Source organism: Aliidiomarina shirensis (genome assembly GCF_003987345.1).
GTDB classification, from domain to species: domain Bacteria; phylum Pseudomonadota; class Gammaproteobacteria; order Enterobacterales; family Alteromonadaceae; genus Aliidiomarina; species Aliidiomarina shirensis.
In genome coordinates this window covers 301,107-327,574 of record NZ_PIPP01000002.1, presented here as the reverse complement: position 1 = coordinate 327,574, position 26,468 = coordinate 301,107, and the positions used below count along the sequence as shown (strand labels likewise).

Sequence of the window (26,468 nt, the reverse complement as noted above, 5' to 3'; positions counted from 1 at the left end):
AAATCAGTGGAAAACGAAGATCAACAAGTTGAACAAATAAAAGCCTTTATTAAAGAATACGGCCCTTGGGTTGTAGCGGGCTTAGTTATTGGGCTCGGTTCTTTATTTGGCTGGCGCTACTATCAAGATAATCAGCTAGCTGCAGCGCAAGAACGCACTGAAAGTTATCAAAACATGATGGACTCATTGCAGTTATCGGATGGCGCGGAAGCGATTGCGCAATCGGAATCAGTAGCCGCTGAACTTGCGGGTTCAGAGCAAGGTGCATTGGCATTCATGCAGTTAGCGCAATTGGCGATTAACACCGGTGATTTGGAAGGTGCTGAAGGCTTCTTGAATAACGCGCTTGAATCAACTCAAGTAAGCGAGCTGCAAGCAATTATTCGGGTACGGTTAGCTCGAATTGCCATTGCCAACGACGACTTTAGTGGTGCAGAAACGCATTTAAATGCAGTAACCAACGCCGCGTTTGAAGGCTTAGTTAGTGAATTGCGCGGTGATTTGCAATTTGCGCAAGGGAACTTCTCAGCTGCGCGCGATGCCTATGAAATTGCGGCATCGAATCAAGGTGAGAGCGCTTCACCTTATCTGCAAATGAAAATTGATAATTTGGCGGGTCAAGAATGATGGTATTAAAACGTTGGTTAGGTGCATTTGCTGCAGTAGCTTTTTTAGCGGCATGTTCGTCTACCGAAGGTCCAACTTATGCTGAACTTACCAATATTACACCAGAAGTTAATGGCTCTGTGGTATGGGAAAGTAAAGTTGGCAGTGGTAGTGAAGGGCATTACTCGCGCTTAACACCAGCGATTCAAGATGATGTAATCTATGCGGCTGACCGACATGGGTTAGTGGTCGCGATGAATGCTGCCAACGGAAATCGTATTTGGACACAGCGCTTAGGCGGCCGTACAGGCATACTCAATCGTTGGTTTCGTGGCGAGAGTGCGCGAATTAGTGGTATTACGGCGGCTGGCTCGCTGTTATTTATCGGCTCTGAAAACGGCACAATAACAGCATTAAACTCGGATGACGGTGAAGTTGTTTGGGAACAAAAAGTGCCAGGAGAAGTTCTTGCCGCACCTGCTGTTGGTGAAGGCCGAGTGATTTCTCATTTAGGTAGTGGCTACATCGTTTCGCTTTCGGCAAGAACCGGTGAGCTCCAATGGACCCATGAAGAAGAAGTATCGTTGTTATCACTGCGGGGCGTATCGCAACCGGTAATTAGCAGTGGTGGTGTGATTTTCGGTACTGCCACCGGTAAAGCGGTTGTTCTGCTGAGTGCTACTGGCCAGTTGGCTTGGGAAGAGCGTTTAGCAACACCATCGGGCGCAACAGAGTTAGAACGCTTAGTGGATATTGATGGTTCGCCTTTAGTTATTGGCGGCTCATTTTACATGAGTGCATTTAACGGTGAATTAGTAAGCCTTGATTTACGTTCAGGTGAAGCCGTGTGGAAGCAAAATCACGGCGCATGGCGTTCTCCGGTGCAAGCGGGCACGCGAATTGCATTGGTGAATCAAGATAGCCATTTGTTAAGCATTGACCGTAGCAATGGTATCGAACTATGGCGCAATACCGATTTGTTTAATCGCAGCTTAACAGAGCCGGCAGTAATGGGTACGTATTTAGTATCCGGTGATCGGTTCGGTTATGTACATTGGTTTAATCGTACAAATGGCCGATTAGTTGGGCGTTTAGAATTAGATGAAGATGTTGCCATTCAAGGTGCTGTGCAAGTGGCCGGTGAGAATCTAATCGTGCAAGATGCTAACGGAAAAATTTACGCAATTAGCCAACAAGCGCGTTAATCCGCTCGCTTAATAACTTAAACATAGCGTTCCGGTTTAGGTATCAAGGCCGAGATTAACAAGCAGTTGCCGATGAACGCCTGAGGTGCTTTTTCGCCCTCAGGCGTATTTTAGTTTAATGAGGACACATAAATGTTACCAGTGGTTGCATTAGTTGGACGCCCAAATGTGGGCAAATCAACATTATTTAACCGGCTTACCCAAAGCCGTGATGCACTGGTTGCAGATTTTCCAGGCTTAACCCGCGATCGTCAGTATGGCCAAGGCCATTATGAAGAATATAAGTTCGTTGTGGTGGATACCGGCGGTATTCATGGCAAGGAAGAAGGGCTCGATTTAATGATGGCTCGGCAATCGCTGCAAGCGGTAGATGAAGCAGATGTAGTTTTATTTTTAGTGGATGCCCGAGATGGTATTACCGCAGCCGATGAATTTATAGCGGATTATTTGCGTAAGCAAAATAAGAAAATTCACTTAGTGGTAAACAAAGTTGATGGTATTGATGGCAATGCGGCGTCAGCTGATTTCTTTAGCTTAGGTTTAGGTGAGATTTGGCAAATTGCTGCGGCCCATGGGCGCGGTGTTACCCAGTTATTGCAGGCCACATTAGATCCACTTGCGAATGAATTTCCGGATATGTTGGCGAGTGAAGAGCAAGCCGAAGCAACTGAGCTTACGGAAGCGGATGCCGAAGCGGAAATTGCCAGATTACAGGCACAACCCATCAAATTGGCGATTATTGGCCGGCCCAACGTGGGTAAATCAACACTAACTAACCGAATTCTAGGTGAGGAACGTGTGGTTGTGTTTGATATGCCAGGCACTACACGTGATAGTGTTTATATCCCGATGGAACGGGAAGGCCGCGAATATGTGCTCATTGACACCGCTGGTGTTCGGCGCCGTGGCCGTATTGATATGGCGGTAGAAAAATATTCCGTAGTAAAAACACTGCAAGCGATCGAAGGCGCTAACGTTGTTATTCTGGTGATTGATGCTCGGGAAACGATTAGCGATCAGGATCTGAACTTACTGGGCTTTGTGTTGAATGCAGGGCGCTCAGTTGTGATTGCCGTGAATAAATGGGATGGCCTTGATAACGATGCTCGTGAGTGGATTAAAACGGAGCTTGATCGCCGTTTAGGTTTTGTTGATTTTGCCCGGTTACATTTTATTTCTGCATTACATGGCACCAACGTTGGCCATCTATTTGAATCAGTGCAAGAAGCATACGCCAGTGCTACACAACGTGTAAGTACCGCGCAGCTAACTCGGATTATGGAATCAGCGCAAGATGAGCATCAACCGCCATTGGTACGTGGTCGTCGGGTGAAGCTGAAATTTGCGCATGCCGGTGGCTATAACCCACCGCTGATTGTTGTGCATGGGAACCAAGTAACAGACTTGCCGAATAGTTATAAGCGCTACTTAATAAATTACTTCCGCCGTTCATTGAAGCTGATGGGTACGCCGATAAAAGTGGAATTCCGCGAGGGTAAAAACCCTTTTGCTGGAAAGAAAAATAACCTTACTTTATCGCAACAGCGTAAGCGCAAGCGGATGATGCGGTTTGTTAAGAAATAAGCATCGAGTTCTGATGGTAAAAAGGCGTTGCTGAGAGCAACGCCTTTTTTGTTTGTGTTTAAACCTGCGCTGATTAAAACCAGCTGGACTACTGTGTTTGCTCAGGCGCGGAATGCGCATTTAATGCATCAATATCAAATTGGGTATACACATAATCTGTTAGGCAATAATCGCAAGTTAAACGTAATTCACCATCTTCTTTCAGTATTTTGTGTAGCTCATCGGCAGAAACATTACGAAGCGCAGAGGCGGTACGTTCACGTGAGCAACCGCAATAAAACTTAACTGGTTTTTCCGGGTATAGCTCAATGGTTTCTTCGTGGTATAGCCGATGCAGCACTTCTTCTGTTGATAAGCTGTAAAGCTCATCTGCGGTAATGGTAGCGGCCAAAGTCGTTACATGCTCGAAACTGGAATCGGTGTTGTTACCCGCGGGTAAAACCTGCAGAAATAGCCCGGCAGCCTGGCCTTTTTCGGCATCAGCAAATAACCATATACGCGTTGGCAACTGTTCTGATTGCAGAAAGTAGCTTTCAATGGCGCCTGCGAGTGAGTCACTCTCGATGGCTACCATACCTTGATATTTCTCACCGTGCTCAGGTGTAAGGGTAATCACTAAAAATGCGCCTTCGCCAACAAGATCACGAAAGGAATTAGATTCAGGCTCACTCGTTAACCGCGCAACCCCGCGCAGTGCTTGGCCATGGCTACCGTTAACCGTAGCAAAATTCAACGGACCATTTCCCTGTAATTGAACATTGATATGGCCTTCAAATTTCAGGGTAGCCGTTAGCAAGCTTGTAACCGCCATGAGTTCACCGAGTAATTGCTGAACTATCATGGGGTAGTTGTGGCCAGCAATTAAGCGCTTGTAGCTATCTTGCAACCGCACAATTTCGCCGCGTACATCATGGTCGCTAAAAGCAAAACGGGCAATGGAATCGTTGATAAGGCTCATACGAGCTCCTGTAACTTGGTCTATTGGTTTTTAAACTTAATAAGTTCGCGCCGTTCTTTCTTATCTGGGCGATGATCTGGGTGCGGATTATACATTTGATTGAGTTTCCGCGCCTCTGCCATTTCGGCACGCTTCTGAACGCTTTCAGCGGTTTCTTCGTATAACTTTTGCGCTTCGGTTGCATTACGGCGGTGTTCACTGATGCCGCGAACAATCACTTCCATGCGCTCGTTGCCTCGGGGCACAACAAGCTGAGCATCAAGCTCTACTGCTTTAGCGGGCTTGCTACGCTGGCCGTTATAACTTACTTTTCCCGATTGCACAGCGGCGCGCGCTAAACCTCGAGTTTTGAAAAATCGCGCTGCCCAGAGCCATTTATCGAGGCGAACAGGTGCTGAATCAGACATACCAAAGCCTTCTAATAATAGGTTCAAAAGTAACGTAACTAGAGTATCATTTTTTGAAACACTTTTTTACTTGTATCGGCATTGTTGTTGAAGCCTTAGCAGGCTAGAATGCAATTTCTTATAACAAAAATTTAATAGCCGATTAGGCAGTAAAACAATGAGAAGTACTTTTCCCACAAGGCTTTCTTTTAGTGTGAGCCAGGGTTTATTGAAAAAACTACTTACGGTGATCGGTGTTGTATTGTTGCTCATCGCAGCATGGCATGCCGCAGCGATAACGTGGCGTATTATTACGCCAGTTAACACTGCGAACGCTGTATTCTCGCCGCAAGCAAGTACAAATCAGCAAACTCGAGGCCGAATTCGTCCAGAGCAAATTAGCCAACTCAATCTTTTCGGTGAGCGTGGAGCTGCGCCAATGGCCTCACAGCGACGCGACGATGTCCCAGAAACAACCCTTAATGTTCGGTTAGTAGGCGTTACAACTGCAAGTGATCCTTCGCGTTCTGCAGCCATTATTGAGCAAGGCAGTAATCAGAATACCTACGTGATTGATGAAACCATTGCATCTAGCCGCGCGATTGTGAAAGAAATTTATGCGGATCGAATTATTCTTGAAAATAATGGTCGTTTAGAAACATTGTTACTCGATGGCCGGGATGGAGCCTCCGGGGGCCTTTCACTCGTAACGTCTTCGCCAACACGACCAGCAGAATCATCTGCGCCAGCCCGTTTGGATGAAGTAACGTATGCGAATATTGGCGAGCTAATTAATATTAGCCCTGCACAAGAAGATGGTGAGCTTATAGGCTATCGCCTAGCGCCGAAAACAAATCCTGAACTGTTTAATGAAGCGGGTTTCCGAAGTGGCGATATAGCCGTGACATTAAATGGTTATGATCTAACGAATGCGGCAGAAGCATTGGTTATTATGAATGAAATACAAACGCTTACCAGCGCCACAGTTGTGGTTTTACGAGACGGTGATCTTGTTGAGCTGGAATTTAGCATTCCTAATGAATAGGTAATTTTACATGCGCATTTTATCTCGATTTTTTGGATTAACGTTTGCACTGAGCCTCGCTTGGGTTCCATCCACGGCGATATCGCAAGAAGAGTTTTCGGCAAGCTTTAAAAACACCGATATCAACGAATTTATTCAGGCGGTAAGCCGAAATTTGGAAGAAACCATCATTATTGATCCTGAGGTTCGTGGCCGAATTAATGTGCGTAGTTACTATTCTATGGACCGAGAGCAATATTACAGTTTCTTTTTGAACGTGCTGGACGTTTATGGTTATGCAGTGATTCGCATGGACAACGACGTTCTCAAAGTTATTCGTTCTCGTGATGCTAGTTCAGAAGCAGTTCCGATTGTTGAAGATGCAAGTTTTGGCGGTGATGAGTGGGTGGTGCGGGTTATACCGTTACAGAACATTACCGTAAGAGAACTTGGTCCGCTTTTACGCCAGTTTAATACACAAGCGGATGGCGGTATTGTGGCAACCTATGATCCTTCAAACGTGGTTATGCTTTTTGGCCGAGCGGCAGTGTTAAACCGCTTGGCGGAAATTGTGCAACGCGTAGATCGTGCCGGTAATGTTGAAGTTGAAGTGGTTCAATTGGAGTATGCCTCGGCTTCGGAGATGGTACGTATAGCCCAAAGCGTGTTCCAACAGCAAGGCTCAAATACACCAGAGATGCGTGTACCAAGATTATCCGCGGATGAACGTACCAACCGAGTACTCGTAAGCGGCCAGCCTGAATCGCGTGAACGCGTGATTCGGCTTATTCGTCAACTCGATACTGAAATGCAAACCAGCGGTAACACGCGGGTATTCTATTTGAAGTATGCCAAAGCTGAAGAAATGGTAGATCTGCTACGCGGCATGACCGACACCATTATTGCCGAAGAGCGCGCTGCAGCGACCGGTTCAAACTCGGGTGGTGCTGCGCGAGCCAGCCAAGGAAGAGCCGGTAACGTGAGTATTGAAGCGCACAATGCAACTAACGCGCTTGTAGTTACGGCTCAACCGGATGTTATCCGTTCGATAGAAGGTGTTGTAAACCAACTAGATATCCGCCGAGCACAAGTATTGGTAGAAGCTATTATCGTTGAAGTTTTCGAAGGCGATGGCACCGATTTCGGAATTCAGTGGGCCAGTGAAGATATTGGTTTGATGCAGCACAGTAACGGCCAAATGGTACCAATTGGGCAATTGGGAGTGGCTGTAGAAGCGGCACGTACCCAAGAAGGTGCGGAAACAACGCGAGTGGATAATGCAGGTAATGAATTTACAACACGTGAGCCGGACCGCCCAGGTGATTACTCGCTACTAGCGAACCTTCTTGGCAATGCCAATGGCTTGTTGTTTGGCACCGTGCAAGATGGCTGGGCTGCCGTAGTGCAAGCGGTGGCAACGACTACCAACTCAAATATTCTATCAGCACCGAGTATTACTACCTTGGATAACCAAGAGGCTAATATTCTAGTAGGCCAAGAAGTGCCTACGTTAACGGGGGCAACGGCGAGTTCAAATAATGATAATCCATTCCAAACCATCGACCGCCGGGAAATTGGTGTGCGTTTACGGGTAACGCCGCAAATTAATGAAGGTGATGCGGTTCAATTAATTATTGAACAAGAAGTATCAAGTTTAGCGGGCTCTACCGGTGTTGATGTAACCTTTAACAAACGCGAACTCAGCACTACAGTGTTGGCGCGCGATGGAGAAACGATCGTTTTAGGCGGCTTAATTGATGAAGATGTGCAAGAAAGCCTCTCTAAAGTTCCATTGTTGGGTGATATTCCGTTGCTAGGGCACTTGTTTAAATCAACAAGTGTGTCTACCCGGAAAAGAAATTTGATGATTTTCATTCGGCCAACCATTATTCGCGACGATACAACGATGGGCCAACTGAGCCAGCGTAAATACAGCTACATGCGAGCGCAACAAATTGATCAGCGTGAACGCGGTATTTCGTTACGTAGCGACGATACAGTGCCAGTATTACCTGAGTGGGAAGATGATGCCGATTTACCACCTGAATATCAGCGCTTCTTAGATGAGTGGCGTCGTGAAATTGAGGATATGCGCCGCGAAGCGGAGGCTGGAGGCGAGCGATGAGCGAACAGCAAGCATCACCGGTAGCGGGTATTTCAAAGGCTACTAGTGATGCCATTCAACAGCTACCCGATGAACAGATTACTGAAGCACCGGCAGCATCAGCTGCAGGAGGGCACAAACGTGTACCTTATGCTTTTGCCAAGCGCTATGGCGTTGTACTCACGTATCAAAATGACCAGCCGGTTTTAAATAGCCGCAGCCAGCCGAGCCCACAAACCTTGCATGAAGTGCGGCGTTTGCTTGGTAAACCATTCAAAGTACAGGCGCATACTACGCAAGATTTTGAAGTGTTGTTAAGCCAAGCTTACCAACGCGATTCTTCGGAAGCGAAGCAGCTCATGGAAGATATCGGTAACGAGGTGAACTTATTTTCATTAGCCGAAGAGTTACCGCAAACGGAAGATCTGCTCGATAGCGAAGATGATGCACCTATTATCAAATTGATTAACGCGATGTTGAGCGAAGCTATCAAGGAAGGCGCTTCAGATATCCACATCGAAACGTTCGAAAAAGATTTGGTCATTCGGTTTCGTATCGATGGTGTGCTGCGCGAAATATTGCGGCCACATCGAAAACTGGCGAGCCTGTTAGTATCTCGTATTAAGGTTATGGCACAGTTAGATATCGCCGAGAAACGTTTGCCACAAGATGGCCGTATCTCGTTGTTAATTGCGGGTAGAGCGGTAGATGTGCGTGTGTCTACTATGCCATCAAGCCATGGCGAGCGAGCGGTGTTGCGCTTGTTAGATAAGAACAACGCGCAACTTGATTTAACCGAGCTCGGCATGACCGATGCAAACCGCACTATTTTCTCGAGTTTAATTAATAAGCCGCATGGCATTATTTTGGTTACGGGGCCAACGGGTTCAGGTAAAAGTACCACGCTCTACGCGGGTCTTTCTGAAATTAATACCAAAGATCGCAATATTCTCACGGTAGAAGATCCTATCGAGTACGCCCTTGAAGGGGTTGGGCAAATGCAGGTTAACCCTAGGGTTGATATGACCTTTGCTCGCGGATTACGTGCGATCTTACGGCAAGATCCCGACGTGGTGATGGTGGGTGAGATTCGTGATGGCGAAACGGCACAAATCGCCGTGCAAGCTTCATTAACGGGCCACTTAGTGTTATCAACATTGCACACGAATACCGCGGCAGGCGCTATAACCCGTTTAGAAGATATGGGTATCGAACCATTCTTATTATCCTCGAGTTTATTGGCCGTGTTATCACAGCGCCTAGTGCGTACTTTGTGTAAGGATTGCCGGCAGCTACATGTAGCAAGCGCGGAAGAATGCGAATTACTCGGTGTAAGCGCAGATAATCCACCGGAAATTTATAGCCCTCGGGGTTGTGAGAAATGCAATCACACCGGGTATCGTGGCCGAACGGGTATTCACGAGATGCTGGTGGTTGATGATAAAGTGCGGGAATTAGTGCATAACGGCCATGGCGAACAAGCTATCGAGCGGTATATAAGAACAAACACGCCAGGAATTCGTCAAGATGGCCGCGATAAAATTATCGCCGGCAAAACTACGCTTGAGGAAGTCCTCCGCGTTACTCGCGAGGAATAAGCGATGCCAGCGTATTCCTATGAGGCTTTGGATAAGCAAGGTGCCAAGAAAACCGGCGTTCTCGAGGCTGATACCGAGCGGCAAATTCGTGCGCAATTGCGAGAGTTGGGGCTATTGCCACTCAGTGTGGAAGCAGCGAGCGCTGAAGAAAAAGGTACCTCGCGCAAACGTTCACTTTTCCAAAGAAAAATCAAAACCCATGATTTGGCGCTGATTACGCGCCAGCTCGCTACCCTCGTTGAAGCCGCTTTACCGATTGAACAGGCTTTGCTGGCGGTGGCCGAACAAACAGATAAGCCGCGGTTGCAAAAGATGTTGATGTCGGTTCGTAGCCGAGTGGTGGAAGGGTACAGTTTGGCCGAGGGTATGCGTGATTTCCCCGGCGTTTTTGATGATTTGTTTTGTGCCATGGTGGGCGCGGGTGAGAAATCGGGCCATTTGGATGAAGTACTAAATCGGTTGGCAGATTACACCGAACAGCGGCAAGCGATGAATAGCCAAATTACGCAAGCGGCGATTTATCCGATTGTTCTTTCAGTTGTTGCCTTTGGTGTTGTGGCGTTTCTTTTAGCGGTGGTGGTTCCGCAAATTGTTGAGCAGTTTGATAGCCTAGGTGAAGAATTACCCCTGATTACGCAAATTCTTATCGTGATCAGCGATGTGTTAAGTAGCTACGGTATTTTCATATTGCTCGCGTTTATCATTGCCTTTATTACGGTGAAGCGCCTACTACAGATTGAAAAGTATCGCTACATGGTGCACAAACGATTGCTACATATGCCGTTTATTGGAAATCTTGCGCGTACTGTGAATACTTCCCGGTTTGCTCGTACATTGAGTATTCTCGCAGCTTCGGCTGTACCACTCTTAGAGGGTTTGCGAATTTCCGGTTCGGTATTAGGTAATTTGCGGATGCGTGAAGTTGTCGAAATTGCCTCTGATCGGGTACGCGAAGGAAGCAGTTTACGGGCGGCTCTAGCCGATAGTAAGCTATTTCCTCCGATGATGTTACACATGATAGCGGCAGGTGAGAAAAGTGGTGAATTAGAACAAATGCTGCGTCGCTGCGCAGATAATCAAGACAATGAGTTTTCCGCAGTGGTGAACATATCTTTAAAAGTTTTCGAGCCATTGCTCATTGTAACAATGGCATTTGTAGTTTTATTTATTGTATTGGCAGTCATGCTGCCAATATTAGCGCTTAACACAATAGCAGGTGGGTAAAATGAAAAATAATCATCAAAGTGGCTTCACTATGGTTGAGATGATGGTGGTCATCGTGATTTTAGGCGTTCTGGCGACATTAGTTGTACCGCAATTTTTAGGCCAACGAGAGCGGGCCGACATGCAGAAAGCTATTTCTGATATCACGGCCCTCGAAAATGCGATGGTGATGTACAGTGCTGAAAATGGAGTGTACCCCACAACAGAGCAGGGATTGGAAGCGCTGGTAACGAAGCCTCAGGGTGACCCTCAGCCACGTAGCTATCCAGAAGCCGGTTATATTCGCCGATTGCCAGCCGATCCGTGGGGAAATGAGTATCGGTTGTTGAGCCCTGGGCAAAATGGCCGTTTTGATATTTTTAGTGTGGGGCCAGATGGGCAGCCCGGTACCGAAGATGATATTGGCAATTGGAATATGCACGATCGAGAAGAGAACTAATCAGTTGTATGGCTAAAACCGACCGCGGCTTCACCTTAATTGAAGTGATGATGACCATTTTAATTATTGGCGTCGCCGCTATGGTAGTTGTACTGAATTTACCAAGCCAACGGTTCGGAAATACGGCTGAAGATTCGGCACAGCAGTTTTTGCAGCAAATTCACCATGCCCGCGAGCAAGCGTTATTGCGTAACTATGTTTATGGCATAGAAGTTACTGGCAACAGCTACAAGTTTTATCGTTGGCACGAGCAAAAATGGCAACTGCAAACGGAAGCACCACTTGCCCCAGTAACGGCGCCGGAACTGGTAGCCCTCGAACTTGAAATGGGCGATTTTCGCTTGTTAGACAATATGGAAGATGATCGTGATTCGATCTTCGGCCGTGATGTGCGCCGGGAAAATCCAGATGAAGAAGTGCCACGGCCAACTATCTTGATCTTTGAAAGCACTGAGTTTGTTCCGTTTACGCTCGTATTTAGTGGTACTGATATGAACGCTTCGGTATTTGCGGTTGATGGCCGCAGCGGTATTCAGTTAAAGCTGGAGGAGCGCGGGCGGTGGTAGCTGCAAACCGAGGGTTTACATTAGTAGAAACCATGTTTGCGCTGGTGATTTTTTCAATTGCCGCGCTTGCAGCTCTGAATGTTGCTACCGAACAATTACGCAGTACCAGCATTCTTGAAACGCGTTATTTTGCCCAACAAGTAGCCAGTAACCGCTTAGCGCAAGTACACGGGAACAGCGATAAAGAAGATTGGCCCCCAAAAAACGAAAAAACTGGCAGCGTTGAAATGGCGGGTAAGCAATGGTTTTGGGAACAACGAGTATTAGAAACCGTTACGGATGATTTGCGTGAAGTAACGGTTATGGTTCGTGAGCGGGAAGATGGACCTGTTGTGGCTGAACTAAGTTCCTACGTGGGGCGGCGCTAATGCAAAAAGCGCGCGGATTTACGTTAATCGAAGTGATGGTGGCAATGGCCATTCTTGCCATCATTGGTTTGGTAAGCGCTATGGTGCTTTCACAAATGTTAGATTCAGAGCGCGTGAGCAAGGCGCGTCACGAGCAACTGAGTGAGTTGCAGTTCGCGATGGTAACCCTAGACCGCGATGTACGGCAGATGGTAATTCGGCAGGTGCGCGCACTCCCGGAGGAAGGTCGGAATTTTTATATAAGTAACGACGCGGATTTGATCGATAGTGATAGTGGTGGCTTAGCTTTTGTACGGGCAGGCTGGAGTAACCCCGATATGATGTTGCCCCGCAGTGAGTTACAGCCCGTTGTTTATCGGGTTCGTGAGGGTGTTTTACAGCGCGTTTACCGGCCGTTTGTAGATGATGTTAGCGGTGACCAAATAGTGCAAGATTTGCTCACTGGTGTGGAATCTTTGGAAGTAAGTTTTCAGGATGCAGGCGAGGATCACGATACTTGGGATCAACCGAATCGTTTTCCTGATCTTGTGGTTGTGCGTATTGAACTTGAAAGTTATGGCGTGATTGAACGCTGGTTGCTTACCTCGGGCGATAAGCCAGAGGCGCTGCCATGAAGTTTCGTTCGCACTCGCAACCACGTGGGTTCGCCATTATTACTGTTTTATTGGTAGTAGCCTTAGTTGCTGTTTTAGCCATGCAAATGAGTAGCCGTTTGCGAGTACAAGTGGCTCGAATTGCCAGTAGTGATTATGCCGAACAAGCCTATTGGCATTGGATGAGTGCAGAGGCGCTAGTGCGGCAAGTTCTACTGCTTGAGCTTCGGGAAGCCGATGGGCACACGAATTTAGGGCAGAATTGGGCTACGCAACAGGGGCCGTATCCGGTTCGCGGGGGCTTAATTGCCGGGCGAATTCGTGATTTGCATAGTTGCTTTAACCTGAATAGTTTGTACACGGACGATCCAAGCAATGCTCAGTTTTTGTTGGCGCAAGAGCAGTATCGCGCATTGTTGGCAGCCCTAGAGATAGATGAATTTACTGCTGAGCGGTTAAGCAGTACCTTGATTGATTGGCTTGATAAAAATAGCGAATTACATAGTTCATTGGGTGCTGAAGATCCGGATTACGAATCGCTCGCGCAACCTTATCAGGCGGGTAATAATCTGCTTTCGCACATCTCTGAATTGCGTCAGATAGTAGGTTATAGCCGTGATGTTTATCAGCTAATAAAGCCTTATGTATGTGTGATTCCAGCAGTAACGGAATGGCAACTCAATTTGAATACGGTAAGCGAAACCCAGCCTGAAATCGTGATGGCATTTTTTCGCGGGCAACTTGATATCAATGCCGCGCAGGGGCTTTTAAGCGCTCGTCCGGAAGATGGTTATGCCGATGTAGATGCCATTCGGCAACAAGGTGAGATTCAGAATTTAGTGGGTAGTGGCACAACGTTAAATGAATTGGATCAGCTTACCGTAACAAGTAGTTATTTTGAATTGCAGGCACAAGTGCAATATGGTGATCTTGAGTATTACGGATTTAGCCAATTGCGCATTTTAAACGGCTCTGCCCATGTATTGCATCGGTCCCGTGGAGGATACGAACAAGATGAATGAACAATTAATTATTCGCTTACCAGCTGGGGCAACAGGCCCAGTGAGCTGGTTAGTTTGGCACAGCGATGAAGCCCATGTAGTTGCTAGCGGCGAGCTTAGCGATATAGCGCAGCTCAATGAGTTGAGCGAGAAAGCACAGAATCGATCGTTGCGTGTTTATGTGAGCTCGGCGGCTATTGGCTTTCACCAAGTCGAGTTACCGGCAAAATCTCGGCGTCACCTCGATCGCGTGATTCCGTATGCGCTCGAAGATGAGATTGCGGAAGATATCGATCAGCTACATTTTTTCTGGCCAGAAGTACTCACCAAAGAAAGTCCAATTCCTGTTTTTGTTGTGCGTCGTGATCAAGTAGAGCGTTGGCTAAGCCAACTAGCTGGCGCAGGCTTACATACCACAGCGATTTACCCTGATATATTTTTATTACCGTTGCAGGAAAATGTTTGGAGCATGGCTGCATTTCCAGGCGCGTTCGGCAAAGAGTGGGTTATTCGGCAGGATGCTTGGCGTGGGATTGTTCTTGAGCCCGAATTAGCAATGGGTATGCAACCGGAAGAACACGAAGTGCTCACTGAAATTTCGGCTTATGGCGAAATTGAGTGGCCGCAACCGCCGGCACCGTTAATTGCACACGATCCAGCACTGCCTTTGCAACTCGCGGTTGGCGAACATGCGCGAGGTGTAAACATATTGCAGGGCGATTATCAGCTGCATTCGGGTGGTTCAAGTGATTATAGCCATTGGAAGTTCCCAGGTATTGCTGCTGCTATTTTTATGGCGGTTTTGTTGGTGAATGAATGGATGGGTGTTGTTGAGTTAGAAAGAGAAGCCGCGCTTGTGAAAACGCAATATGAGCGGCTTTATCAGCAAACCTTTCCTGAGAGTACACGAATTGTTGATATTCGCAGCCAGCTTGCGCAACAAGTAGGAGCGTCTGGTGCGGGTGACCCTGGCCAAGTGCTACGGATACTTGAGCAATTAAAACCAGCATTTAATGGCGTACCTATCGAACTTACCATGCTGCAGTATGATCATACTCAAGGCGAGCTACGAATGCAGGCTAACGGTGAGAACTTTCAATCATTTGAGCAGTTTTCTAGAATTGCGCGGGAACAGAATTTGGAAGTAGATCAAGGACAACTTACCAGCCGAGGTGGCCAGATCAATGGCACGATTATCGTTAGGGTGGGTGTATGAGTAAGTTTAAACAATGGGTAGCGCCTCTCCGTCAGAAAACCGAACCGCAGCTCACAAAAGCGAAAGTACAAGCATTACAACGTTGGCAGCGTTTACAGCCTCGCGAACAAAAAATGCTGCAGGTAATGGTTGTTGTGATTGCGCTCGCTATTTTGTGGTTTGGTATTTGGCAACCGTTGCAAGCGCGAGAAATGCGCGCTGAAGCTGCTTTGGCAAATGAATACAACACCAAGCGTTATGTAGAAACGCAAATAGCACAAGTGTTGCAGGCCCGTGGAAACCAACAGCAGGGGCCTGGTGCGGTGAATACGGCACAGTTAAGCGGCGTCGTAACCACTCTTGCAAATGAACTTGAGCTTGATGTGGCACGTATGCAGCCACAAAACGAATCACTATTGCTGGTGTTTAACGAAGCCGATTTTAATCGCCTTATTCAATTTTTAGCGCGCCTAAGCGAACGGCAAGTGATAATTGAAGCGATAGATATTTCCGAAACGAATGAAGCGGGTGTAGTTCGTGTACGGCGGTTATTAGTTCGTGCTTAGAAAATCTCGCAACTGAGCAGAGTTCTACATTCAATATAACTGGAGTAGCTCCATGATAAAAAACTGGCAGCTGATTAGCCTCATCGTTTTGGTGTATGTGATTGGCCTTATCGTACTGTTTCCGGCTAAAGTAGCTATAGGTTTTGCCCCGATTCCAGACAATGTAACTATCGGCCGAGTTGACGGCACCATTTGGCGTGGTTCGATTGAACGGGTAGAAAGCCAAGGTCTATCTTTCCACGATGTAGGCTGGCGTTTGAAAGCCGCTGATTTAGTGCGCTTACGCGCAACCGCCGATATTGATATTCCCCGTCATCCCAATAATATTTTGCAAGGCCAAGCCCAAGTTCAAGCGAGTGCAAATGCAATCAAGGTACGCGACGCGAGTTTTGGGGCGGATTTAGAAAATATACTGGTATTGAGCCCTGTTTCTTCGCCAATTCCACTACAAGGCGGCGTAAGTATGCGCATTTCCGATTTCGAATTGGGTAGCCCTGTGTGTAATGCACTCGTAGGGCAAGTGATAGCGGTTCAAGTACAAGCTCAATTTGGCGCCCGTTGGGAAAACCTTGGTGATTACGAAACTAATCTAGGATGTAGTGAAGGCCGTATAGCAATAGCAATGCCGGAAGATAACCTGCTCGGGTTAAGTGTAAATGGCAACGTAGCACCTACGGGAATCGATCTACGCATTGGCATTGCGCCAAGAGACGGAGCACCGCAGGGAATACGGGATCTACTGCAATGGCTTGGGCAGGCTGATAGCCAAGGTCGAAGATATTTTAATTTCCGGCTATAATATTTGAAATTTTTTAATCGAGAAGGATTTAAATATGGACCAAGCTCTGAACTGGCTCGCTGAAAACCAAGAAGCAATTTTATTGTTTGCGGGTAAATTTATAGTAGCACTGGCCATTGTTATTGGTGGTTTCGTGATATCACGCATACTTACCAGCGGCATGAAAAAGCGTTTACATAAAAGCAAAATTGATAACGCCGTAGTTTCCTTTATGGCAGGCATCATCCGCACCATTATCATCATTGCTTCACTGTTAATGGCGCTTTCGCATGTAGGCGTGCAAACCACGTCGTTTATTGCCATCTTGGGTGCTGCCGGTTTAGCCGTAGGTTTAGCTCTGCAAGGTTCGCTTTCAAACTTTGCCTCGGGCGTTCTAATCATGATCTATCGCCCTTTCAAATCAGGCGATTATGTTGATGCAGGCGGTATCGCGGGTACTGTAGAACGTATTGAGCTGTTCATTACCATTCTTAAAACGCCGGACAACAAGATCGTGATGGTGCCTAACTCACGGATTACCGGGAATGAAATTACCAACTTCTCGCAGGAGCCGATTCGCCGTGTCGATATGGTAATTGGTGTTTCTTACAATGCTGATTTAAAGAAAACCAAAGAAGTATTGATGGAAGTTATTAGCTCGGATGAGCGCATGTTAACAGATCCTGCACCACGCGTTTCGGTTACCGCGCTGAACGATTCCTCGGTAGATTTCATCGTTCGCCCATGGGTTAAGAGCGAAGATTACTGGCCAATGTATTGGGATAGCATGGAACGCATAAAGAACGCCCTAGATGCAAATGGCATTGGCATTCCTTACCCACAAATGGATGTACACTTACACCACCCAGAAGGCGAAGTAAGCGAACTCCGCATAGTTAACCCCGAGAAACTCGAACAGAAGTAATCGAGCCTTGTAGCTGAGGCTTTATTGAGGGGCCGGTTATGGTTTTCAGGGACGCCTAAACGCTTAAAGTTCGGGCAGGCTAATCGCTAATATCGGGACGCCGTAAACCCATCCTTGGGGCTTGTCTGCCGCATCCCTGCGGCAGACACCCGATATCAGCAATTAGCCTACCCAAACCGCGTTTAGTCATCCCCCGCCAACGCACATCTCCCACCCCGAAACACAACTCGAAGCAACTTAGCTGAAATATCCAGAGGCTTGTGGCCGTAACAGCATTTGTGATGTAAGCATTCCCCTGTCAGAGTGTCTGCCGCATGGATGCGGCAGCCAAGCCCCCAGGGATGGGTTTACGGCGTCTCTGACAGGGGAGTGCTTATAGCGCAATGAAGCTGTTATGGCCACAAGCCAGTCTACCGGGGTTTAATGGATTCGATGCGGCTGAGGATTTCGCCGTTGGCGAAGCGGGTGTGCATTTGATCGCCGGTTTTAAAGTGTTCGGCACTACGAACAATGTTGCCAGCTTCATCGAAGCTTATGGTGTAGCCGCGTTCTAGAGTTTGTAGTGGGCTGACCAGGCCTAGTGCTTGCTGATTTGATTGCATGCGCGTGTTGGCACGGTTCAAGTGCAACGTAATAGCTTTGATTGAACGTTGCTGTAATTGGGCACGTAGTAAGCTTTCTTTTTCAATACGAAACGCGGGGCTTACTCGTAGCAAACGCTGTTGCAACTGTGCTTGCTGTTGCTCAGAACTCTGCAAGTTTCGGCGCAGAGAGCGTTGCAAACGAGCGTTGAACTCATCAAGTTGTTGGGCCTTGGTTTGTAAGCGTTGTTGCGGATTTAATGGCACTAAGCGGCGCTGAATATGCTGTAAATGCAATGCCTGTTGTTGTCTATACTGTTGCCAGCTGCGCTGTAATCGTAACTTCATTTGCGTTAGTAAACGTAAGTACTCACTGCGGTCTTGGCTCACTAATTCAGCAGCCGCCGAAGGCGTTGCTGCGCGAACATCGGCGACAAAATCAGCAATACAAAAATCAACTTCGTGGCCAACCGCACTAATGGTTGGAATACTCGCTGCGGCGATGTCGCGAGCTAATGCCTCATCATTGAAACACCACATATCCTCTAATGAACCGCCACCACGCGTTAGTAATAGTGCATCGACTTCGTTGCGCGCTAGTGCAGTAGCTAACGCTTGGCGGATTTGCCCAGCAGCCGTGGCACCTTGTACCTGTGTTGGGTAAATAATCACGTTCAGATCCGGATCTCGGCGCTTGAGGACACTTAATACATCACGAATAGCAGCGCCAGTGGGCGAAGTAATAATTCCCAACGTGCGGATAGGGCTGGGCAGGGGCAGTTTGTTCTCGGCAGAAAATAATCCTTCGGCGTTTAACTGCCGCTTTAAGGCTTCGTATTGCTGTTGTAACAGCCCTTCACCGGCGGGCTCAAGCTGATCAATGATAAGCTGGTAATCACCTCTAGGTTCATACAAACTTAAACGGCCACGCACTAACACTTGCATGCCGTTGGCCGGCCGAAGTTTTACTCGAGTATTGTTACCACGAAACATGGCCGCGCGAATTTGTGCATCTTTATCTTTTAAACTGAAATACCAGTGCCCGGAGCCGGGCGCGGAGAAATTTGAAATCTCACCAAGTAACCAAACCGAACCCCATTGTGATTCCAAAAGCCGGCGTACTTCACTGTTCAGGCGTGCCACCGTAAAAATCTGCCGTTGGTTGCCGCTGTTCTGTTCGCTTGGTTGCATGAACTACACCTTTTTGTTCGCACTTTACCCAACGCTCCGTGAAGTTAACCAGAGGCGCCAGTGATCATTGAGTAATTGCAACCATGATAGCGGAATAAAGAGAGAATGGAATGCAGAATTTGTTGTTGATATCGCTTAACTTATGCGGAAATCAAGCTAAGCGGATGGTAATTAAACAAACGTAAATGAATATTTTAGTTTACTGAAGCCCGCATAGTGAGTAAAATACCGCCGCAACATTGATCCAGTCATTCACCTCTAGCGAGAGATGTTGCCATGCTACGATTAGCTCAAGAAGCTCTAACCTTTGATGACGTTCTATTACTGCCTGCGCACTCAACTGTGTTGCCGCATACAGCCGATCTGAACACCCGTTTAACTCGTTCAATTTCGCTTAATATCCCAATGGTCTCTGCGGCCATGGATACAGTAACGGAAGCTGATCTTGCCATCGCACTCGCCCAAGAAGGCGGTATCGGTTTTATTCACAAAAACATGAGCATTAGCGAACAAGCTGCTCACGTACGCAAAGTGAAAAAATACGAAAGTGGTATTGTTTCAGATCCCGTAACCGTTAGTTCAAAAACCACCATTAAACAAGTAAAAGCACTTGCTGCAGAGCATGGCTTTCAAGGTTTCCCAGTGGTTGATAACAATCGTTTGGTAGGCATCGTTACCGGCCGTGATACGCGTTTTGAAGAAGCAAATAACAAAACCGTTGCCGATGTAATGACCCCAGAAGATCGCCTGATTACCGTAAAAGAAAACACCAAAAGCAAAGATATTCTGAATTTGATGCATAAACATCGGATTGAGAAAATTTTGGTGGTTAATGATGCCCATGAATTGCGCGGGATGATTACCCTCAAAGATTTCGAAAAAGCTGCTAATAAGCCAAATGCCTGTAAAGATGAGCAAGGCCGCTTGCGCGTTGGTGCTGCTGTAGGTGTTGGTGCTGGTACAGAAGAACGTATTGCTGCGTTAGTTGATGCCGGTGTCGATGTTGTGCTTATCGATACTTCGCACGGTCACTCTGAAGGTGTTCTTGAGCGGGTACGAGCAACTCGTAAAGAGTATCCAGATTTAAATATTATCGGTGGCAACGTGGCCACAGCTGAAGGCGCGCAAGCGCTTGCGGATGCGGGTGTGGACGCTGTGAAAGTGGGCATTGGCCCAGGCTCAATTTGCACCACACGTATCGTAACCGGCTGCGGTGTACCGCAGATAACCGCGATTTCAAATGCAGTTGCGGGCCTTGAAGGCCGTGATATTCCAGTAATTGCAGATGGCGGTATTCGTTTCTCTGGCGATATCGCAAAAGCATTAGTTGCTGGCGCGAGCTGTGTAATGGTAGGGAGTATGCTAGCGGGTACCGAGGAATCTCCGGGCGAAGTTGAGCTTTACCAAGGCCGTTACTACAAATCGTATCGCGGTATGGGCTCTTTAGGCGCCATGAATCAGAGCCACGGTTCTTCCGATCGTTATTTTCAATCTTCTAATCAGGTTGAGAAGTTAGTTCCTGAAGGTATTGAAGGACGCGTAGCGTATAAAGGCCCAATTGCGAATATTATTCATCAGCAAATGGGTGGTTTACGCTCTGCGATGGGGCTCACGGGCTCGGCAGATATCGAAACGTTACGCACCAAACCACAATTTATAAAAGTAACATCAGCGGGCATGGGCGAATCGCACGTGCACGACGTACAAATAACCAAAGAAGCACCAAACTACCGCATGGGCTAAGTTGCCTATGTTGAAAGCTGCGGCACTGGATAGCTTCCGCATCTGCGTTGGGTACCACCGGGAACCGCTCGAGCACGTCCATGTGGCGCTATGATCCACGCCATCCATGGCGTGGACATTTCCCAGCGGAACCCAACGTAGACGCTCGCGCTACCCAGTACCGCCGCTTTCAAAGGCAACGAGGCAAGGTTGCTTCCACGTGAGCCGTAGGTGCCAGCGAGAATCGCTCGAGCACGTCCATGTGGCGCTATGATCCACGCCATCCATGGCGTGGACATTTCCCGCAGGCACCTACGTCTCGCGCTCGCGCAACTTCGCCTCGCTGTTTCAAAAGGCAACGAGTGCAATAAAGCTCCGTGAGATTTTATTCCACTTTATGCTTAGCATTAGTTTGGTTGGTGAGTTATAGGTCAAGATTTGCGCGAGCTGTGGGGCTTGCTGCCTTACAGAAATGTCCGCGCCAAGGATGGCGCGGATCATAGCGCTACATGGATGTACTTGAGCGGTTCTGTAAGGTAGCAAGCTCCACCGCGGAAGCGAATCTAGGCCTGTAACTCGCCACGAAGCAAATTTTATTAATTAGATATTGGGAACCTCATGACACACGATATTCACCAGCACCGAATTTTGATACTTGATTTTGGATCGCAGTATACACAGCTTATTGCGCGCCGAATTCGTGAAATTGGCGTGTATTGCGAGCTTTGGGCTTGGGATGTGGATGCGGAAGATATTAAAGGCTTTAAGCCCGATGGTATCATTCTTTCGGGTGGGCCCGAGAGCGTGCCAGAGGCCAATTCACCGCGTGCACCTGAGTATGTTTTCGAAGCTGGTGTGCCAGTTTTTGGTGTTTGTTATGGGATGCAAACCATGGCGGCGCAACTTGGTGGCGCCGTGCAAGGTTCTAATTTGCGTGAATTTGGCTATGCCCGCGTTGAGCAGATTGCCGATTGCAAATTGTTTGCCAATATCGAAGATGGCGTGAGCGCGGATGGTTTGCCTTTATTGGACGTGTGGATGAGCCACGGTGATAAGGTAAGTGCGATTCCAGAAGGTTTTAAAACGGTTGCGCGCACCGACACTTGTCCATATGCGGCTATGGTTCATGAAGAGAAGCAATTCTACGGTGTTCAATTTCACCCTGAAGTAACCCATACGCGCCAAGGTCAGCGCATGCTTGAGCATTTTGTGCTGGATATCTGTAAGTGTGAAAAGCTGTGGACGCCGGGCGCGATTATTGAAGATGCGATTACTCGTATTCGCGAGCAAGTGGGTACTGAGAAAGTAATGCTTGGCTTATCTGGTGGCGTTGATTCATCGGTTACAGCCATGTTGTTGCACCGGGCGATTGGCGATCAGCTTACCTGCGTATTTGTGGATAATGGCTTACTGCGTTTAAACGAAGCTGACCAAGTTATGGAAATGTTCGGTGATCATTTCGGCTTGAATATTATTCGTGTTGATGCCGAAGATCGTTTCCTTGATGCGTTAGCGGGTGTTGATGAGCCAGAAGCAAAGCGGAAAGCGATTGGTCGTTCATTCATTGAAGTATTTGATGAAAAAGCCCACGAACTAACGGATGTTGATTGGCTGGCGCAAGGCACCATTTATCCTGATGTTATTGAATCTGCGGGTTCTAAAACGGGTAAGGCGCATGTGATTAAATCGCATCACAACGTGGGTGGTTTACCACCAGAAATGCGTATGAAGTTGGTTGAGCCATTACGTGAGTTGTTTAAAGATGAAGTGCGTAAAATCGGTTTAGAGCTTGGTTTACCTTACGATATGTTGTTCCGCCATCCATTTCCTGGCCCAGGCTTAGGGGTTCGCGTTTTGGGTGAAGTGAAAAAAGAGTATTGTGATTTACTTCGCCGTGCCGATGCCATTTTCATTGAAGAGCTGCACAAAGCTGAGCTTTATCATAAAGTAAGCCAAGCATTTGCGGTATTCCTGCCGGTGCGTTCTGTTGGTGTAATGGGCGATGCGCGCAAGTATGATTGGGTTATTTCGCTGCGGGCAGTTGAAACCATTGATTTCATGACCGCGCATTGGGCACACTTACCCTATGAATTACTTGGTCGCGTATCGAACCGCATTATTAATGAAATTGATGGTATTTCGCGAGTGGTATACGATGTATCAGGTAAGCCGCCAGCTACCATTGAATGGGAATAACGCGGTTCGTTAAAATAATAATAAAGGACGCCGCACAATGAATACAGATCTCGGTTGGTTAAGTTTACTTCCTTCGCTGTTAGCGATTGTTTTTGCAATTCTTACACGCCGAGTTATTCTGGCCTTGGTGGGTGGTGTTCTGCTTGCCCATGTTCTTCTATTTATGCCAAGCGTTGGCACTGGGGTAATTTCCGGTGTCAGTAGCCTTGGCGAAGTTCTTATTGATCCCTCGAACCAACTTATTTGGGGCTTTACCCTCGCGATTGGTGCGCTTTTCGGTGTGCTTGAGCGTGGAGGTACCTTTACTCATTTTGTAGCCGCGTTAAAGCAAAAACAGTTGGTTCCGAATAAACGTCGCGCACGCATGTTTACTTGGATTTTGGGTGTTTTGGTATTTATCGAATCAAATGTGTCAATTATGACGTCGGGTACCACTTCGCGGCCTGTATATGATCAACTCGGTATCTCAAGGCAAAAGCTGGCTTACTTGATCGATTCTACCTGTGCCCCTATCTGTATTTTAATTCCCTTAAACGCTTGGGGCGCTTTCAATATTGGTTTAATCGGTAATCAAGGAATTAACGAGCCCATCAGCACTTTTGTAGCGTCGATTGGGTTGAATTTCTATGCCATCATTGCGCTCTTTCTGGCGCTCTTCGTTGCCTGGACAGGTTGGGCGTTTGGACCTATGAAGGCCTTTGAACAGCAAGCCAAATTGAATTTGCAAAATAAGCCTGAGGCGGTTGAACCGAATCAAGAGGTTAATAGAGGTGCGCTCTATACCGTTATCATTAGCTTGGTAACCATGGTACTCATGGTTCCGGTAATGCTTTGGTTTACCGGCGAGGGCCGAATTGTTGCAGGCGATGGGATGCTGAGTGTATTTACTGCAATTGTGGTGGCGTTAATCATCGCGATTATCGGTACAGTGTTGAGCTTAGGTGCATCGGCAAAGCTAATCATGAGTTCGATTTTGCGGGGCGCTTGGAAAATTTTACCGTTGGCGATTATTCTCTGGGTGGCTATTGCACTTGGCGATGCCACCAGAACCTTAGGCTCCGGGGAATATTTGGCGGGTATTTTGAACGCTAGCTTACCAAGTTGGTTATTACCGGCACTGATTTTCTTACTTTCTGCGCTTACGGCCTTTGCTATTGGTTCAAGCTGGGGTACGTTCGCGATTATGCTTCCGCTTGCTATTCCTCTGGCCCTAGGCCTTGATCTTCCGGTCGCGCTATTTGTTGGTGCTGCGCTTGCAGGCGGTATTTTTGGTGATCATTCATCGCCGATCAGCGATACCACTATTATTGCTTCGTTGGCTTCCGGTTCGGAGCATATCGACCACGTGCGCACACAATTACCTTATGCGCTGTTAGCGGCTAGTTTAGCAACCGGCTGTTATTTGGTTGCCGGCTTGGTTGTAGCCGGATAAGTACTCAAGATGATGATAAATTCTGTATGAACGATTCAGCTCAACACTCGGAACAATACCAAGAAGACATTGGCTATATGCGCAAGGCGATTGCGTTAGCAGCGCAAGCAGAAGCGGATGGCGAAGTGCCTGTAGGTGCTGTTTTGGTGTATCGGGGAGCGATAATTGGTGTCGGCCGTAATCGTGTAATTGGAAGTTGTGATCCTTCATTGCATGCGGAATTTGAAGCCATTCGCCAAGGCGCCGCTGAGATTGGCAACTATCGCCTTCTCGAAAGCACCCTATATGTCACCTTGGAGCCTTGCCCAATGTGTGCTGGCTTGTTGGTACATAGCAGAATTGGCCGGTTGGTGTACGGTACACCTGATCTGAAAACCGGCGCTGCTGGCAGTTTAATGAACTTGCTCCAGCACCCTGAATTAAATCATAAAGTTGCGATAACCAGTGGTGTGCTACAAGAAGATTGTGCAGCACAGCTATCCGGTTTTTTTAGCGCGCAACGTGAACGCAAAAAAGCGTTAAAAAAGCGCCTTCGGCCTAATCTTTAAACGCCTGAAAATCGAGATACTCAGGGTCTGGTGCGTTTGGCGATGTTACTGGGCGCAAAGCGGTTTCCGTTAAATAAAACCATTTGTTGCGGCGATCAACGATGTTTCGGCTATGGCGCTTCCATAACTGACGGCGGCGTTCATTTTTTATAAATCTTGATTTTAATTTCATTGCTCGTCTGCCCTATTCGCAGTTTGGGTAACGCTTGAATACTCTAACTCAGAAGCTGGCAAACGCCCTTGCTCATCAAGCCATACTAGCGTATCAAAGTAACGGCGGATATTCTCTACATAATTTACCGGTTCTTCTCCACGTGCGAAACCGAATCGTGTTGTGCGATAAAATTGTTTTTGCCGGAGTAATGGTAGCCGCTCGCGAACGTCAATCCAATAATCAGGGTTACCACCTTGGCGCTGCGTAATAATACGGGCATCTTCGAGGTGGCCTAAGCCCACATTATACGCGGCTAATGCCATCCATGTGCGATCAGGTTCCGTGATTCTATCGGGCAAACGCTGATGCAAACGCCGTAAATATTCTGCGCCACCGCGAATAGCTTGCTCCGGATCTAGCCGACTATTAACCCCCATATCCTGTGCAGTAGGCAGCGTAAGCATCATTAAACCACGCACGCCGGTAACTGAACGCGCCCACGGATCCCAATGAGATTCTTGATAGCTTACGGCGGCTAATAACCGCCAATCAAGCTCTCCGGAATACTCCTTAAACAAACTCAGGTAATCGGGCAGTACATTTTCCGTAGCGGCAATAAAAGCGCGCGTATCAACAAAATTGAAATCAGAAACATGGCCGAAATACCGGTCAATAAGTTGTGCTATTTCACCGCTTTCGTGTTGGCTCCCAATGTATTCAACCGCCGCCGCGTATAGCGAATCATCGTGGCCACCGCGAAAAGCCCATGCAATAGGTACTGTGCTTTTCGTGGTGAATGCCACGCTTAAATTTGGGAACGCCCGGCGTTTTATGTCCAAATGATGGGAATCAACGATTGTGTAATCGATTTTCTCCTGAATAACGTGTTCAAGTAATTCGTCAGCATCGTATAAATGCGTGCTTGTCCACTCTAGGTGTGGGTAGGTTTTACTAAGCTCAATTAAATGCTCTTCGTGGCTACTGCCAGCAACAACGCGAATGGTGCCGGTTACTTCCGACCAATCTCGAGGGCGATCTTGTGCTCCTTGGCGAAATACTAGCTTCTGCTCTATGTTGTGATAGGCAGGGGTAAATTTAAGCCAATTTAAGCGGGGCTCGGTAACGTCGATACCTGCTGCTACAAAATCAATTTCACCGCTTTCCAGTTTGCTCCATAAATCACGCAGCTCGTAACTAGTGCTCATCTCGAGTTCAACACCGAGCTGACGTGCTAAATTTAACGCGAGTTCATATTCAAAACCCGTTTCGAGGTTATCCGAACCCAAGTAATAATTCACAGGGCTCATCATCGTACCCACGTGCAGAACACCGCGTTCCTGAATGTGTTCTAACTGGTGCTGATCTACGCGTTCGTTGCCACAGCCGGAAAGACTTACTGTGAGCAGGGCGAACAGCCATAATGAACGGGCGCGCAGGGCGCGGCCGATTCTTGGTATGTTCATAACCCACATCGCTTTTGCAGAGTAATTTTCATAATCGTAGTTATAACAGAACATTGTGATT

General features: G+C 47.5%; 26 protein-coding genes. 20 read left to right on the top strand and 6 right to left on the bottom strand.

The genetic code is table 11. From position 1 onward, the window contains the following. Window positions 1-6 precede the first annotated feature (6 nt). The 3 genes from CWE13_RS05555 (at window position 7) to der (ending at window position 3,395) form a co-directional block, all read left to right on the top strand. Complete coding sequence (locus CWE13_RS05555) at window positions 7-627, top strand: YfgM family protein (RefSeq protein WP_126806667.1); 621 nt, start codon at window positions 7-9, stop codon at window positions 625-627. Then, on the top strand, window positions 624-1,811 hold the full coding sequence (bamB, locus tag CWE13_RS05550; RefSeq protein ID WP_126806665.1) for an outer membrane protein assembly factor BamB: 1,188 nt from the start codon (window positions 624-626) through the stop codon (window positions 1,809-1,811). Before CWE13_RS05555 ends, bamB begins: the two co-directional genes overlap by 4 nt. Window positions 1,812-1,943: 132 nt before the next feature. After that, window positions 1,944-3,395: a ribosome biogenesis GTPase Der gene (gene der / locus CWE13_RS05545; RefSeq protein WP_126806663.1), complete on the top strand. Its 1,452-nt coding sequence runs from the start codon at window positions 1,944-1,946 to the stop codon at window positions 3,393-3,395. A gap of 88 nt (window positions 3,396-3,483) precedes the next feature. On the opposite strand, the gene hslO is transcribed toward der, so the two are convergent. Both hslO and hslR read right to left on the bottom strand, forming a co-directional pair. After that, on the bottom strand, window positions 3,484-4,353 hold the full coding sequence (gene hslO, locus CWE13_RS05540; RefSeq protein WP_126806661.1) for an Hsp33 family molecular chaperone HslO: 870 nt from the start codon (window positions 4,351-4,353) through the stop codon (window positions 3,484-3,486). A 20-nt stretch (window positions 4,354-4,373) separates the two neighbouring features. Further along, window positions 4,374-4,760, bottom strand: coding sequence for a ribosome-associated heat shock protein Hsp15 (hslR, locus tag CWE13_RS05535; protein ID WP_126806659.1), 387 nt, complete (start codon window positions 4,758-4,760; stop codon window positions 4,374-4,376). Window positions 4,761-4,953: 193 nt separating this feature from the next. Here hslR and gspC point away from each other — a divergent pair, with 193 nt between their 5' ends. From gspC to CWE13_RS05470, 13 genes are read left to right on the top strand one after another with little or no spacing between them, the layout of a single operon-like run. Next, window positions 4,954-5,784 (top strand): type II secretion system protein GspC, encoded by an 831-nt coding sequence (gene gspC / locus CWE13_RS05530; RefSeq protein ID WP_157980935.1) that lies wholly within the window; start codon window positions 4,954-4,956, stop codon window positions 5,782-5,784. Between the two features lie 10 nt (window positions 5,785-5,794). After that, complete coding sequence (gene gspD / locus CWE13_RS05525) at window positions 5,795-7,888, top strand: type II secretion system secretin GspD (RefSeq protein WP_126806655.1); 2,094 nt, start codon at window positions 5,795-5,797, stop codon at window positions 7,886-7,888. Beyond that, complete coding sequence (gene gspE / locus CWE13_RS05520; protein ID WP_241973642.1) at window positions 7,885-9,465, top strand: type II secretion system ATPase GspE; 1,581 nt, start codon at window positions 7,885-7,887, stop codon at window positions 9,463-9,465. The genes gspD and gspE overlap by 4 nt, the downstream gene beginning before the upstream one ends. A gap of 3 nt (window positions 9,466-9,468) precedes the next feature. Further along, complete coding sequence (gene gspF / locus CWE13_RS05515; protein ID WP_126806653.1) at window positions 9,469-10,689, top strand: type II secretion system inner membrane protein GspF; 1,221 nt, start codon at window positions 9,469-9,471, stop codon at window positions 10,687-10,689. A 1-nt stretch (window position 10,690) separates the two neighbouring features. Beyond that, window positions 10,691-11,128: a type II secretion system major pseudopilin GspG gene (gene gspG / locus CWE13_RS05510; RefSeq protein ID WP_126806651.1), complete on the top strand. Its 438-nt coding sequence runs from the start codon at window positions 10,691-10,693 to the stop codon at window positions 11,126-11,128. A gap of 8 nt (window positions 11,129-11,136) precedes the next feature. After that, on the top strand, window positions 11,137-11,694 hold the full coding sequence (gene gspH, locus CWE13_RS05505) for a type II secretion system minor pseudopilin GspH (RefSeq protein ID WP_126806649.1): 558 nt from the start codon (window positions 11,137-11,139) through the stop codon (window positions 11,692-11,694). Beyond that, the gene (gene gspI, locus CWE13_RS05500) at window positions 11,688-12,062 is read left to right on the top strand and encodes a type II secretion system minor pseudopilin GspI (protein WP_126806647.1); all 375 of its coding nucleotides are present in this window, start codon (window positions 11,688-11,690) and stop codon (window positions 12,060-12,062) included. The genes gspH and gspI overlap by 7 nt, the downstream gene beginning before the upstream one ends. Further along, the gene (gene gspJ / locus CWE13_RS05495; protein ID WP_126806645.1) at window positions 12,062-12,676 is read left to right on the top strand and encodes a type II secretion system minor pseudopilin GspJ; all 615 of its coding nucleotides are present in this window, start codon (window positions 12,062-12,064) and stop codon (window positions 12,674-12,676) included. Before gspI ends, gspJ begins: the two co-directional genes overlap by 1 nt. Next, window positions 12,673-13,677, top strand: a complete 1,005-nt coding sequence (gspK, locus tag CWE13_RS05490; protein ID WP_126806644.1) for a type II secretion system minor pseudopilin GspK — start codon at window positions 12,673-12,675, stop codon at window positions 13,675-13,677. The genes gspJ and gspK overlap by 4 nt, the downstream gene beginning before the upstream one ends. Beyond that, complete coding sequence (gene gspL / locus CWE13_RS05485) at window positions 13,670-14,872, top strand: type II secretion system protein GspL (protein ID WP_157980934.1); 1,203 nt, start codon at window positions 13,670-13,672, stop codon at window positions 14,870-14,872. Before gspK ends, gspL begins: the two co-directional genes overlap by 8 nt. After that, the gene (gspM, locus tag CWE13_RS05480) at window positions 14,869-15,417 is read left to right on the top strand and encodes a type II secretion system protein GspM (RefSeq protein ID WP_126806640.1); all 549 of its coding nucleotides are present in this window, start codon (window positions 14,869-14,871) and stop codon (window positions 15,415-15,417) included. The genes gspL and gspM overlap by 4 nt, the downstream gene beginning before the upstream one ends. A 52-nt stretch (window positions 15,418-15,469) precedes the next feature. Further along, on the top strand, window positions 15,470-16,216 hold the full coding sequence (locus CWE13_RS05475) for a type II secretion system protein N (protein ID WP_126806638.1): 747 nt from the start codon (window positions 15,470-15,472) through the stop codon (window positions 16,214-16,216). A gap of 34 nt (window positions 16,217-16,250) precedes the next feature. Beyond that, on the top strand, window positions 16,251-17,120 hold the full coding sequence (locus tag CWE13_RS05470) for a mechanosensitive ion channel domain-containing protein (RefSeq protein ID WP_126806636.1): 870 nt from the start codon (window positions 16,251-16,253) through the stop codon (window positions 17,118-17,120). Window positions 17,121-17,530: 410 nt separating this feature from the next. Here the strand turns inward: CWE13_RS05470 and xseA are convergent, their stop codons facing one another. Further along, entirely contained in the window at window positions 17,531-18,892 is a 1,362-nt protein-coding gene (xseA, locus tag CWE13_RS05465; protein WP_126806634.1) for an exodeoxyribonuclease VII large subunit, read from the bottom strand. Between the two features lie 276 nt (window positions 18,893-19,168). Between xseA and guaB the strand changes: the two genes are divergently transcribed. Further along, entirely contained in the window at window positions 19,169-20,635 is a 1,467-nt protein-coding gene (gene guaB, locus CWE13_RS05460) for an IMP dehydrogenase (protein ID WP_126806632.1), read from the top strand. A 5-nt stretch (window positions 20,636-20,640) separates the two neighbouring features. On the opposite strand, the gene CWE13_RS05455 is transcribed toward guaB, so the two are convergent. Further along, the gene (locus tag CWE13_RS05455; RefSeq protein ID WP_126806630.1) at window positions 20,641-20,913 is read right to left on the bottom strand and encodes a hypothetical protein; all 273 of its coding nucleotides are present in this window, start codon (window positions 20,911-20,913) and stop codon (window positions 20,641-20,643) included. A 319-nt stretch (window positions 20,914-21,232) separates the two neighbouring features. Here CWE13_RS05455 and guaA point away from each other — a divergent pair, with 319 nt between their 5' ends. From guaA to tadA, 3 genes are read left to right on the top strand one after another with little or no spacing between them, the layout of a single operon-like run. Continuing rightward, a complete protein-coding gene (gene guaA / locus CWE13_RS05450) occupies window positions 21,233-22,810 on the top strand; it encodes a glutamine-hydrolyzing GMP synthase (RefSeq protein WP_126806628.1) in 1,578 nt (525 codons plus the stop codon). A gap of 37 nt (window positions 22,811-22,847) precedes the next feature. Then, the gene (locus CWE13_RS05445; RefSeq protein WP_126806626.1) at window positions 22,848-24,242 is read left to right on the top strand and encodes a Na+/H+ antiporter NhaC family protein; all 1,395 of its coding nucleotides are present in this window, start codon (window positions 22,848-22,850) and stop codon (window positions 24,240-24,242) included. Between the two features lie 26 nt (window positions 24,243-24,268). Then, window positions 24,269-24,790 carry a tRNA adenosine(34) deaminase TadA gene (gene tadA / locus CWE13_RS05440; protein ID WP_126806624.1) on the top strand — a complete coding sequence of 174 codons (522 nt, stop codon included), beginning with the start codon at window positions 24,269-24,271 and terminating at the stop codon, window positions 24,788-24,790. On the opposite strand, the gene CWE13_RS05435 is transcribed toward tadA, so the two are convergent. After that, the gene (locus CWE13_RS05435) at window positions 24,780-24,962 is read right to left on the bottom strand and encodes a hypothetical protein (RefSeq protein WP_126806622.1); all 183 of its coding nucleotides are present in this window, start codon (window positions 24,960-24,962) and stop codon (window positions 24,780-24,782) included. The two genes, tadA and CWE13_RS05435, sit on opposite strands and share 11 nt — an antisense overlap. Continuing rightward, window positions 24,959-26,407: a membrane-bound lytic murein transglycosylase MltF gene (gene mltF / locus CWE13_RS05430; protein ID WP_126806620.1), complete on the bottom strand. Its 1,449-nt coding sequence runs from the start codon at window positions 26,405-26,407 to the stop codon at window positions 24,959-24,961. The genes CWE13_RS05435 and mltF overlap by 4 nt, the downstream gene beginning before the upstream one ends. Between the last annotated feature and the right edge of the window lie 61 nt (window positions 26,408-26,468).